The 13,012-nt window shown below is 43.4% G+C and carries 8 protein-coding genes; 3 read left to right on the top strand and 5 right to left on the bottom strand.

Annotated elements, in window-relative coordinates; translation table 11 throughout:
* Window positions 1-70: 70 nt before the first annotated feature.
* From pepN to Q5H80_RS06500, 5 genes are all read right to left on the bottom strand, one after another.
* Entirely contained in the window at window positions 71-2,677 is a 2,607-nt protein-coding gene (gene pepN, locus Q5H80_RS06520) for an aminopeptidase N (protein WP_304569297.1), read from the bottom strand.
* A gap of 218 nt (window positions 2,678-2,895) precedes the next feature.
* Window positions 2,896-3,579, bottom strand: coding sequence for a hypothetical protein (locus tag Q5H80_RS06515; protein ID WP_009846656.1), 684 nt, complete (start codon window positions 3,577-3,579; stop codon window positions 2,896-2,898).
* A 285-nt stretch (window positions 3,580-3,864) separates the two neighbouring features.
* Window positions 3,865-5,859, bottom strand: coding sequence for a carboxy terminal-processing peptidase (gene prc, locus Q5H80_RS06510; RefSeq protein ID WP_304569296.1), 1,995 nt, complete (start codon window positions 5,857-5,859; stop codon window positions 3,865-3,867).
* 17 nt (window positions 5,860-5,876) lie between these two features.
* Window positions 5,877-6,500, bottom strand: coding sequence for an RNA chaperone ProQ (gene proQ, locus Q5H80_RS06505; protein WP_009846654.1), 624 nt, complete (start codon window positions 6,498-6,500; stop codon window positions 5,877-5,879).
* A 97-nt stretch (window positions 6,501-6,597) separates the two neighbouring features.
* Complete coding sequence (locus Q5H80_RS06500; RefSeq protein WP_304569295.1) at window positions 6,598-7,089, bottom strand: GAF domain-containing protein; 492 nt, start codon at window positions 7,087-7,089, stop codon at window positions 6,598-6,600.
* 89 nt (window positions 7,090-7,178) lie between these two features.
* On the opposite strand from Q5H80_RS06500, the gene Q5H80_RS06495 reads away from it, so the two are divergent.
* The 3 genes from Q5H80_RS06495 to Q5H80_RS06485 all read left to right on the top strand — a co-directional run bounded on the left by Q5H80_RS06495 (window position 7,179) and on the right by Q5H80_RS06485 (window position 12,999).
* On the top strand, window positions 7,179-8,975 hold the full coding sequence (locus Q5H80_RS06495) for an ABC transporter ATP-binding protein (protein ID WP_304569294.1): 1,797 nt from the start codon (window positions 7,179-7,181) through the stop codon (window positions 8,973-8,975).
* Window positions 8,976-9,053: 78 nt separating this feature from the next.
* A complete protein-coding gene (locus tag Q5H80_RS06490; RefSeq protein WP_304569293.1) occupies window positions 9,054-10,355 on the top strand; it encodes a paraquat-inducible protein A in 1,302 nt (433 codons plus the stop codon).
* Complete coding sequence (locus Q5H80_RS06485) at window positions 10,342-12,999, top strand: MlaD family protein (protein WP_304569292.1); 2,658 nt, start codon at window positions 10,342-10,344, stop codon at window positions 12,997-12,999. The genes Q5H80_RS06490 and Q5H80_RS06485 overlap by 14 nt, the downstream gene beginning before the upstream one ends.
* Window positions 13,000-13,012 lie beyond the last annotated feature (13 nt).

Below are 13,012 nucleotides of genomic sequence, written 5' to 3'. Positions count from 1 at the left end.
CAGATATTCTCTACCACTGATGACGTTTCGTTAGTTAGTAAACTGTTTACCTGAACGAACTGCTGCTAACTTAAACCTCTAGTGCTTTTGCCACTTTCTCGAATAAGTCTTTTGCAAGGTTGTCCATGTTCTTCAGCGTCTCAAGTTCTTTTTTGATTAGAGCTTGGCGTTCATCATCGTACTTTCGGAACTTAAGTAGCGGGTCAATCAAACGCGACGCCACTTGCGGGTTACTGCTGTTAAGCTCACGCAAGATTTCACCTGCAAACTCATAGCCCTGACCAGACTTGTCGTGGAATTGAACCGGGTTCATGTTTAGGAACGAACCTACCAAGTTACGGGTACGGTTCGGGTTCTTCAAACTGAACGCTTGGTGCGACATCGACGCTTTAATTACTTCAAGTGCGTTTGAACTTGGGTTTGTACCTTGTAATGCAAACCACTTGTCCATGACAAGGCCATCGTGTTTCCACTTATCGCTGTAATCCGCCATTAAAGTTTCACGACATGGGAGTTGCGCACTGTTCGCCGCGCCCATCGCTGCCATTGTATCTGTCATGTTGTTTGCTTGTTGGTACATAGCAACAGCCAAGTCATTACCCTTTTCAGTATGCGCTAAGTAACTTAGACAAACTTTACGTAGAGTACGCTTACCAATCGAATCGTGATCGATCGTGTATTCTGTTAGTGCATTGCTGTGATAAACCGCCGCTAACTCGTCTTCAAGTTCTGCAGCTAGTGTTACTTTCATTGAGTTAAGAACAGATGCGACCGCATCAATATCAACACGCTCATACCAACCCGACACTTCGTTATGACTCGGAAGAGAAAGCATTTCTGCAATAAACGCAGGTTCTAGTGAATCACTAAGTAGTACCCCGCGGAATGCATCAACAACAGAAGCAGAAAGTTCAAACTTTTGACCTTGTTGAACGTTATCTACATTGCTACGGATGTATTTCGCTAGCAGCATTTGGCCCGCATCCCAACGAGAAAATTCATTGCGAGCATTCACCATCAAGAAGATCAGCTCTTCATCTGAATAGTCGTACTCCAGTTTCACTGGCGCAGAAAATTCACGCAGTAGCGATGGGATCGGTTGCTCTGAAACGTTTTCAAACACGAACGTTTGTACCGCTTCTTTCACATCAAGTACGTTGTGAACTGGCTTTCCGTTACATTGTAACTCAACGACTTCGCCAGCAGCGGTGTATAACTCGATATCAAAAGGAATATGCAGAGCTTGCTTTTCCGTTTGCTCATGAGTTGGCGCTGTTACTTGGCGAGTCGTTAACGTGTACTCTTTTTTGTCTGCGTCGTAGTAACTTTCAACAGACAGCGTCGGCGTACCAGACTGGCTGTACCATAAACGGAACTGGGACAAGTCAACGCCCGACGCATCTTCCATTGCAGCAACGAAATCTTCGCAAGTTGCAGCGGTGCCATCGTGACGTTCAAAGTAAAGCTTCATGCCTTTTTGGAAGCCGTCTTCACCCAACAATGTGTGGATCATTCGGATCACTTCGCTGCCCTTTTCGTACACCGTCAATGTGTAGAAGTTATTCATTTCTATCACTTTTTCTGGACGAATTGGGTGAGACATTGGACTTGCATCTTCTGCAAATTGTGGCCCGCGAATAATGCGAACATTGTTGATTCGATTTACTGCGCGAGAACCAAGATCAGATGAGAACTCTTGGTCACGGAATACGGTTAAGCCTTCTTTCAAGCTTAGTTGGAACCAATCGCGACACGTCACTCGGTTACCGGTCCAGTTATGGAAATATTCGTGACCGATTACCGCTTCGATGCCTAGGTAATCGGTATCCGTTGCAGTTTGGTCGTTCGCTAAAACAAACTTAGAGTTGAATACGTTCAGGCCTTTGTTTTCCATCGCGCCCATGTTGAAGAAATCAACAGCTACGATCATGTAGATGTCTAAGTCATACTCAAGATTGAAACGCTCTTCGTCCCACTTCATTGAGTTAATCAAAGACACCATCGCGTGGTTTGCGCGGTCTAGATTACCTTTGTCGACAAAGATTTCGAGGTCAACGTTACGACCCGATTGTGTGGTGTAAGTGTCTCGAAGTACATCAAAGTCGCCGGCAACAAGTGCAAACAAGTAAGCAGGTTTTGGGTGTGGGTCTTGCCACTTAACCCAGTGACGACCATTTTCAACATCACCTTCGTCTATACGGTTACCATTACTGAGTAAGAATGGATTTTCTGCTTTGTCTGCGATTACGGTTGTGGTGAATTTTGCCAATACATCAGGGCGATCCATGTAGTAAGTAATACGACGGAAACCTTCAGCTTCACACTGAGTACAGAACGCACCACCCGACTTATACAAACCTTCAAGTGCACTATTCCCTTCAGGGTTTACTTCCGTCACGATCGTGAGTGTGAAATCTTTCGGTAGTCCGCTTAGTGTTAGTTGAGTTTCAGATTGCTCAAATTGCGTCCACTCTTGACCCTCAACTAAAACAGAAACCAACGTCAAACCTTCACCATCAAGTACTAAGGTCGAACTATCTTTCTCTTGCTTAACACTAGACACCGCCGTAATGATGGACGCTGAATCGTACAAATCGAAAGTAAGATCGATTTGAGAAATAGTGTGAGATGGTGATTGATAATCTTTACGATACTTGGCTTGAGGTGTATGTGCCATGACGGGTTCCTTTTGATCGTTATACGTAATTGTATTTTAACTGTATATATCTAAAGGTTGAGGGCCAAGAACACAAGGGGAATATTGAAAAAAGGAGGCATTGTAGTAAAACGCCTCCATGTTTTGCTATTTAATCAACCAAATCAGAAAGGAACGGCTAATAAACGAACTGTGAGCCATATTATCAACAAGTTCAATTTTAGGGCTAAAACTCGTACTTATCGAATACGATTAAGCACTGCAAACATGTCGCCTTCTTCACCTTGAAGCGTCAACACGTCGCTGTTTAATGTGTAACGAGTGCCGTGCTCGCCATTTTCATACAGAAGTACCAATTGATCGCCTTCTGTGTAATACACCCCACGACGAACAACTTCACTCCCCACTTCATCCGACACTCTGAACATAAATACAAAGTCAGGTTGAAGCACTAAATCCATTTTTTGAATGTTACTCGCGCGCAGGTCGCTACCTGAAAGTTCAGCACTCGACCAAATACCTGCCAGTGCATTCGGTAAGGCTTTTGTAAACATGACACCGTTGAGGTTCAACATATTATGGTTACTGCTATAGGCGTAAACTTGTGGTTCAGAGGTGTTTAAACCCAAAATAATGGTATCTTCATTGGCGTTATACAAGCCTTCCCAATGGTCGACACTGTAGTCTTTCTTTTGAATATCAATGGAGAATGAATAATTTGAATCAAGGGTTAGCTTTATCGCTCTAAAATTTTCAGTACCTTGTTCAGGATCAGGGTTCATCAAATACCAATCACCAAGCAGTAAAGGAAGGTCAAAATGAGATAGATTGCTATCACTTTTTGATTGCTGGTCGCTTGAAGCGACCTCACTCCCAAAAGCAACAAAACTTAAACAAGATAAAAATAGTAGAATCCATTTCATACGCGCCCCCTCGTTTTCTTTAAGCTTAGGCACGTAATGAATAGAAAGCGAAAAAATTTGATCTAAGTCACTAAATTTTAAATGCGAAGTAACTGAATTTTAAATACGAAGTGCTACGCGACATGATCGCTCGCAAAAACACCCTTTAAAAATACGTTATTCAGAATATACCCAAGTATTAATAGACGAGAAATGGCCTCGATTTTTGTCAAATCTCAGATAGAAAAAAAGCGAGCCTAAGCTCGCTTTTTTTAAAACGCCGCCTTTAACAAGGCACGTTAGCGTCTATTTCTTTATCATATCCAGCATGATAGCGACAGACTCATCAAGGTAAGCATCTGGGGCTTCGTAGTCTTTAGGGATATCATCCAACGTTTTAAATGCCTCTAACTTAGCGGCTTTTTGACGTTGATTGATACGCTCTAGACGAAGCACATCCGCATCATCGCTCTCTTGCTGACGTACCTTTTCATTCAAGGAAAGGTCGTTATCATCTTTATCAGCCTTATATTTTTCAATATCTTGCGCGATAAAGCCAAACTCCATGTCTGTTGCAATACGAGCTTGGTGTTGAGCGGTTAAAGCAGCAACTTGCTCACTGTTACGCTGTAACACTGAGTAATTAGCTTTATCAATACTGTCCCAAGGTAGAGCATTATCTTCAACACTTTCTCCAGTATCAGCCGGATCAATTGGCGTTGGGTAAGCAATATCAGGCACTACACCTTTGTTTTGCGTACTACCACCATTGATTCTGTAGAATTTTTGGATAGTGTATTGAACGTAGCCCAACTCTTTGTCAAATAAATCATAAATATGATTCAAAGAACGGTGTTGTTGCACCGTACCTTTACCGAAAGAGTTTTCACCAAGGATGATTGCACGACCGTAATCTTGCATCGCTGCTGCAAAGATCTCAGATGCTGAAGCACTGTAGCGATTCACCAATACCGTTAACGGACCTTGGTAACTGATTTCACCATCAGTATCGCTGTTCACTTTTACACGACCGTAGCTATCACGAACTTGAACAACGGGCCCCTCTTTGATAAACAAACCAGAGAGTTCGGTTGCTTCCGTTAGTGCACCACCACCGTTGTTTCGCAGATCAACAATGATACCTTCGACACCTTGCTCTTTAAGTTCGGTAATCAGTTTATCAGTATCTTTAGAAAGGCCAACATAGAAGCTTGGTACTTCTAGTACGCCAATCTTCTTGCCATCCTTCTCGATAACTTCTGATTTAACAGCGCGGTCTTCTAAGCGAATCTTATCGCGTACAATTGTGACAACGTGACTTTTTGCATCTTTACCATCTGGCAAGATCTGTAGCTTAACTTTAGTCCCTTTCGGTCCTTTAATTAATTGCACTACATCGTCTAAACGCCAGCCGATAACATCAACAATATCTTCGCCATCTTGGCCGACACCAACAATACGGTCACCATCACTCAATTGTTTGCTGTTTGACGCAGGGCCACCAGCAACGAGAGAGCGGATAACGGTGTAGTCGTCTGTCATTTGAAGTACAGCACCAATGCCTTCTAGAGATAGATTCATCTCAGACTGGAATTGCTCTGCATTTCTTGGAGAAAGGTAACTGGTATGAGGGTCAACTTCTCGCGCGAATGCGTTCATGTAGATCTGGAAAGCATCTTCGTTGTGCGATTGCGTAATACGCTTCATCGCATTGTTGTAACGCTTTTCCAAAACTTCTTGAATCTCTGGCCACTCTTTACCTGTAAGTTTTAGATTCAACGCGTCGTATTTAACACGCTTCCTCCAAAGCTCATTGACTTCAGCGATATCTTTTGGCCATTCCGCTTCGCTACGATTGAGCTCAATACTTTCATCAGTATCAAACTTAATCTCAGTATCTAGTAAAGACAGCGCATATTGGAAACGTTCAAAACGCTTCTGCATGGACAAATTATAAACATCGAATGCAATTTGGTTATTACCGGCTTTCAGTTGATCATCAATTTGTTTAGATGAAGTAGCGAAAGAGTCAATATCAGCTTGAGTGAAGATATTACGGTTATAATCCAGCATCTCTAAATAACGATTAAAGATAGCTTGGGAGAAATCATCGTTGAGATTGAAGTGTTTATAGTGGGAACGAGTAAATCGAGAAGTAACACGTTTACTAGCAGTTTCGTGTTGAACCTCAGGAGCGAGTAGAGGTAAATCGTCCTGATTTAATTTGGCTTCAAGAGCCTGAGCTGAAGCTGCTAGCAAAAAGCTAGCAGCAATCAGTGTCAATTTTGAACGGCATTTCATGCGTAGGAGTATCTCCTTTAAGCGCGCAAGTGCTCCGCTTTAACAACCATTTGTAGGCCGTTTGCTAACTGAACACGCACATCTTCCTTATTGATTTCAACAATGGTCGCAGCCATGTTTCCTGTACCCATGTTCACATTTACTTCTTTACCAGTGATAAATTCATCGGCGTTCAAAGCGCGTGTTTCTACAGGCTTTTCTACTTTCGGTGCTTTAGGCGCTTGACGACGAGGCTGTTGAGCTTTCTTCGCTTTAGCTTTCGCTTTGCCTTCGTCACGAGCTTTCTGTGCTTGTTCTTTACGACGAGCCTGAACTTTCGCTTTGCTTTCTGCAAGTGTCGCTTTAGCGTGCTCAACGTGCTCTTCTTCTAGTGTGCCACATACGTTGCCGTCTAGGTCAACACGTTCTGCGCCAGCTTTTACGCCGTGCAGGTAACGCCATGATGATGTGTACTGTCTTAACGCTGCACGAAGCTGAGTCTTACTTACTTTTTCGTCTTCATTTAGACGTTCAGCAAGATCTTGAAAAATACCAATTTTAAGTGGTTTCGCTTCACCTTCTAGAGTAAAGCATTTAGGGAAACATTCAGCAACATATGCGATAACTTCTTTGCTGTTTTTTAACTTTTCAGTGTTTTCCATGTGGGTTCCTGGTTTTTGCGGTTTTCCGCGAGCATTAAGAAAATATTTTTACGTATTATAGAGAGATGCTTGGGAAAAACCACAGTAAGAGAATAATTTATGCCTTGTTCGCGTGCGAATTAAGCAGCTTTTCCACTTCTGCCATGAAAAATGTTAATCCGTCCTCGTCAATTTGAGAAAAACGGCCAACATTTGGGCTATCGATATCAAGAACGCCCGCTATTTTCCCGTCAATCGAAAATGGTATAACGATTTCTGAGTTACTTGCAGCGTCACAAGCGATGTGTCCTTCGAATTCATGAACATCATGAATGCGCTGAACTGTATTCGTCGCAACCGCAGTTCCACACACACCACGCCCTACCGGAATTCGAACGCAAGCCGGTTGACCTTGGAATGGGCCAAGCACAAGTTCGTCTTTTTCCTTAGCTTGCTCCTGCTTCATTAAATAGAAGCCAGCCCAATTTAACTCATCCAATTCCATGAATAATAATGAGCTGATATTAGCTAGATTAGCAGTTAGATCGGGTTCTGATTCAATTAATGCAACGGCTTGTTTGGTTAAGCGTTGGTAATGTTCTATTTTCATATTAACTTCCAATTAAATTGAGACTTCCATTATCAAGAGAACGCAGTAAAATGCGGCCATCAAACTAAATAGGACTTATTCTCATTATAATGACCAATTCAGAAGACACTATTAGCCGTTCTTGGTTAATAACTCAAGTAAAAAAACACAAGTCCAAATTACTGTTTGCTAACATTATTGCCATACTTGCAACTCTCATTAGTGTCCCTATCCCGTTGCTCATGCCATTAATGGTTGATGAAGTATTACTTGATAAGCCGGCTTCTGGCTTAGAGATGATGAACCATCTACTTCCAACATCGTTGCAGACACCAACTGGCTATATTGCACTGACTTTGCTGTTAGTCATAATCATGCGTACTGTTAGCCAAGCGTTGAACATTCTACAAGGGCGTCAATTCACGCTTGTCTCAAAAACAATTACCTATCAAATGCGCAGCAAGATGATAGATAAGCTTGGCCGCATTAGTATTAGACAATACGAGACCAAAGGCAGCGGCGGTATTAATGCTCACCTGATAACAGACATAGAGACAATTGATAAGTTCATTGGCTCGACCCTTTCTAAATTTATCATCAGCTTCCTGACCGTGTTCGGTACCGCTATCGTGTTGCTATGGTTAGAGTGGCGTTTAGGACTGTTCATTTTACTGGTCAATCCTGTTGTGATTTATTTCTCCCGTAAACTAGGTAGCAGAGTTAAACACCTTAAAAAGTATGAGAACCAATCTTTCGAGCGCTTTCAAAACCGTTTAGTGGAAACCTTAGACGGAATTTACCAACTGCGTGCGGCAAATAAGGAACGTATCTTTCTCGATGAACTTAAGGTTCAAGCAAACCAAGTAAGAGTCGATGCAGACAAATACGCTTGGCAATCGGAAGCTGCTGGTCGTGTTTCGTTTCTGCTGTTCTTATTAGGTTTCGAGCTTTTCCGTGCCGTCGCGATGCTAATGGTGTTATTCAGCGACTTAACGATTGGTCAGATTTTCGCGGTATTTGGTTACTTGTGGTTCATGTTAGGCCCGGTTCAAGAGCTGCTAGGGATTCAATTCTCTTGGTATAGCGCAAAAGCAGCACTTCAGCGCATCAACGACCTTCTTCAGTTAGAAGAAGAGAAGCGCCCTATCAGTAAAGTGAACCCATTTAATGAAGATCAAGAAGTGACAGTCGACATTGAAGAGGTTACATTCTCTTACACATTAGAAAACACTGTTTTAAATAGGCTGTCGCTGCACATTCCTGCAGGTAAGAAAGTCGCTTTGGTGGGTGCGAGTGGTGGTGGTAAATCTACGTTAATCCAGTTACTGATTGGTGTTTATCAAGCGGACTCTGGATGCATTCGTTATAACGGCGAAACCACCGACGACATCAGTTTCGATGTAATACGAAGTCAAATTGCCGTTGTTTTACAACAACCTATACTCTTTAACGATACATTAAGGCATAATCTGACCCTTGGTGCTGAATACGATGAAATGTCGTTGTGGCGTGCACTTGAAGTCTCTCAAATGCAAGATGTCATCAAGCAACTAAGTAATGGCTTAGATACACAAATTGGTAGGAATGGCGTTCGACTGTCTGGCGGGCAACGACAACGCTTAGCTATAGCCCGAATGGTGCTGAGCAATCCTAAGTTTGTTATTCTAGATGAAGCGACATCAGCGCTCGATACAGCAACAGAGTCAGCACTGCATAAAGCGCTGAGCGAGTTTTTGAAAGATCGCACAACTTTGATAGTGGCTCATCGATTATCAGCGGTGAAACAGGCCGATCTAATCTATGTTTTAGAAGATGGGCAAGTTACACAGACAGGAACACATGGTGAATTGGTTGAACAACAAGGATTATATCAAACACTCTATGGCAGTGTGCAATCGCACGCCTGATGTTTATTGTTCTAGAGATTTAAATCAGTGTTGTTCTAGGCATTTAAATCAGGTTAAAAGTCTGATTAGTGTTTCAACTTGGGAGGTCGCGTGATCTCCCCGTCAGTAACCAACTCTTTATCGACTCAGTCTCAGTTAACAACCGAGCACCAGTGCGATAGCAGCTCTGTACGTCTTTGTCAGGGCTGCGAACTTCCCGTAGATAAAATGGACATCCCTTTGGGGAAATCCGCTTACTGCCCAAGATGCGGTACTCAACTTTATAGAGGCGGCACCCCTAGCCTATCTGGAAACCTTGCAATTGCGATTACCTGCTTATTGCTGTTTATCCCCTCACATTTTTTTGAATTCATCAGTATTCGCCTGATTGGTGTCATGATACCTGCGACGCTACCATCTGGCGTCTTTACTTTAATGGGTGAAGGCTTCCCTCTACTTGGCTTGTTGATCTTATTCTGCAGTTCGATCGCCCCGTTACTCGTTTGTACCTCGGTACTCATCACACACGTATCATTGCGCTTTAAGATTTTCACACCATTTCGTTATGCATTAGCCATCATTCAGACACTTAAGCACTGGATGATGTTGGATGTGTTTCTGGTGAGCGTGGCAATCTCGTGCTTCAAATTACAAGATTACTCAGATATTTTCGTCGGTCCTGGTTTAGTTGGCCTGATTCTACTGCAGCTTTTCAGTGTGTTATTGGTAAGCAGAATCAGTGTGCGTCGCTACTGGGAAGCTTGGGCTCAAGAGTCTGACTACTCTTTTGATCAAAGTAAGAACGTACACTGTCATAACTGTCACCTGTCTCAGCCTGATGGGCACACTTGCGTACGTTGTCACCATGACTTATATCATCGCAAACCTTACTCTGTACAAAAGACATGGGCTCTACTTTTTGCCGCCTCAGTGGCTATCGTGCCGGCCAACGTCATTCCAATTTCTATCGTGATAACAAACGGGCAAAGACTAGAAGACACCATAATTTCCGGTGTCGCCTCGCTAATCAATAGCGATATGTATGGCATAGCAGCGATCATTTTTATTGCCAGTATCGTCGTACCTGTCGCGAAAATACTTGGTCTAACGTATATCTTAATTTGTATCAAAATGAAGCGTGCGGTTTACCATAGACAACGTATGACCATCTATTTCATTGTGAAATGGGTGGGAAAGTGGTCGGTAATGGATCTGTTCGTTATTTCGATCATGATGACCTTGGTCGACCGTGGACAAATTTTAAACTTTACACCAGGTTATGGTGCAGTCGCTTTTGGCGTCGTGGTTGTTCTCACGATGCTGGCGGCGGAAAGCTTAGACCCTAGGCTAATTTGGGATAACTACACCTCTAAAGATGAGTCAGTGAATGAACAACGATAACCAATCACAAACGTCATATTCACCAGAAGTCAGGAAAAACAAAGGTATTTCCCCTTTGTGGATCCTGCCGATACTAACCGTCGCATTAGCGGGTTGGTTGGTCATGAAATCGATACACGATGCAGGACAACGTGTGCAAATATATTTCTCAGATGCCGCAGGTTTAGTCGCAGGTCGAACGACAATTCGCTACCAAGGCTTAGAGGTGGGTATGGTGCGCGACATCACCTTGTCCAAAGATTTATCGAGCATCTATGTCGATGCTGACATCTATCCAGAAGCGAAAAAGCTACTCTCAAAAGGCACGCGTTTCTGGCTCGTAAAACCAACGGCAAGTTTATCTGGTATCTCAGGGTTAGATGCGCTTGTTTCAGGTAACTATATTGCTATCCATCCTAGCGAAACCAAGCAAGAACCAGAAACCGTTTTCCAAGCCTTAGAATCATCCCCTTCTGACCTATTGGCTTCGGAGGGTCTGAATATTTCATTGACGACCAAAGACCTGGGGGGGGTGTCTGTTGGCTCTCAAATCGTTTATCGTAAAATTCCAATTGGTGAAGTTTACAACTACCAGCTAAACGACAACGCAAAATCCGTGACGATTCAAGCGGCGATTAAAGATGAATACAGCCATATCATTACCGACCAAAGCCGTTTTTGGAATGTCAGTGGCTTAGGTGCCAGTATCGGATTTTCTGGTGTCGACGTACGCTTAGAAAGCCTCAGTGCTCTGCTTGGCGGTTCAATTGCGGTCGACTCTCCGGGAGAAGGTCAGCCCGTAGAGATGAACACCAAATTCAAACTTTACCCAGATTTGAAAACCGCCGGTCGTGGTATCTCGATCAAGATAGCCGTACCCGACGACAACAAGATCAGCGCAACGGGTGCTCCGATCATGTATCGAGGCATCGAAATCGGTCAAATCACTGATCTATCTTTAAGCGAAGGGCGTGAAAACGTCATCGCATCTGCAGCTATTCAACCTGCATTCAGTGATTTTTTAAATAGTGGCAGTCAATTCGTTTTAGAGGAAGCTGAACTGTCACTTACTGGCATGAAAAATATTGCCAACTTAGTCACGGGGAATTTTCTAACCTTGGTTCCAGGCGAAGGTGTAAAAGCGCGTCGATTTACTGCGATTCGCAAAAATGAGTTCAGTCAGGAACAAGAAAAATCCGTTGCGATTCGCTTAACGTCGAACAATTCATTCGGGTTGGATGTCGGTACACAGCTACTCTACAAAGGCATTGCTGTTGGCTCTATCATCCAAGTAGGTTTAGTCGATGGTGTGGGTACTGGCTCTGACAAGTACGAAGTGTTTATGGATGCACTTATCGATAACGAATATGCTCACCTAATCAAAAGCCATAACCGTTTCTTTGTGACAGGCAGTGCGACTGCAGAGCTAACCGAATCTGGCTTAAGTGTGACGGTTCCACCGGCAAAACAACTTCTTACTGGCTCAATTAGCTTTGTTAGCGAAGGTCAGTCGAAAGCACGAACTGACTATCAGCTTTTCCAAAGCAAATCGTTAGCAGAAATCGCCAAGTTTAATCAGTCTGGCTCAAAAACACTTTCGTTGTTTGCGAGCGAGCTACCTTCAATTTCTAAAGGAAGTCCTCTACTTTACCGCAACCTACAAGTGGGTAGCATTTCTGATTTTCAGCTTGTCGATGGTGGCGTGAGAATCAAAGTCACGATCGAAAATCGTTACACACACTTACTCAATGAACATACTGTTTTCTGGAACCGCTCAGGCGTTGAGATTGATGCGTCGCTATCGGGTATCAGTATTAAAGCGGCCCCCGTTAAAACACTTATTCAAGGCGGTATTGCTTTTGACTCTCTTCCAGGAATAGACAACAAACTTGGTGACGTGTGGAAGCTTTACAAAGATTCGAAATCCGCGCGAAAATTTGGTCGTGCGATTACGATTACCTCTTCTGGCGATCAAGAAGTCAGCAAAGGCATGCCTATCAAATATCAAGGCGTCACTGTTGGTGAGGTTACCTTGGTGATTCCTAACTTCAATAAAGGCGGCATTGAAATTACTGCGCGTATTTTACCTGAGTACGTAGACAAGATTGCCGTTGCGAAGAGTCACTTCTGGTTAGCAGAACCTGAAATCGGCCTTAATGGCATCAAAAACGTCTCTGCACTGCTCTCTAAGCACATCAACGTAGATCCGGGCAATGGTGACAGAAATACGAAATTTAAGCTTAGCAAAGGGCCAGTGCAGCCTGAAGGCAAGATATTCCAGCTACAAAGCGAAACGCGAGGCTCGGTATCAGAAGGCACACCGATCCTATTCCGAGAATTAGAAATCGGTAGTGTTATCGATGTTCAACTAGGCGAGTTTGCTGACCGAATCATCTCTACGATTCAAATCGAACCTGACTACGCGTATCTGATCCGCGCAAACACCGTGTTTTGGAACGTATCAGGTGTCGATGTCTCTATCGGTCTATCTGGTGCAAACATCAAAGCTGGAACGATAGACAGCTTGTTAAGAGGTGGTATTACATTCTCAACGCCACCGACCAATGAACTTCAGCCAGTGGCAAACGAAGATCAGTCTTTCTATCTCTATCCTAAAGCCGAAGATGAGTGGAAATCATGGAGAACCGCAATTCCTCGCCCATAGACTGAATCCTCAG

The organism is Vibrio sp. SNU_ST1 (genome assembly GCF_030563405.1).
Taxonomy (GTDB): domain Bacteria; phylum Pseudomonadota; class Gammaproteobacteria; order Enterobacterales; family Vibrionaceae; genus Vibrio.
This window is presented reverse-complemented; position numbering and strand designations above follow the sequence as displayed.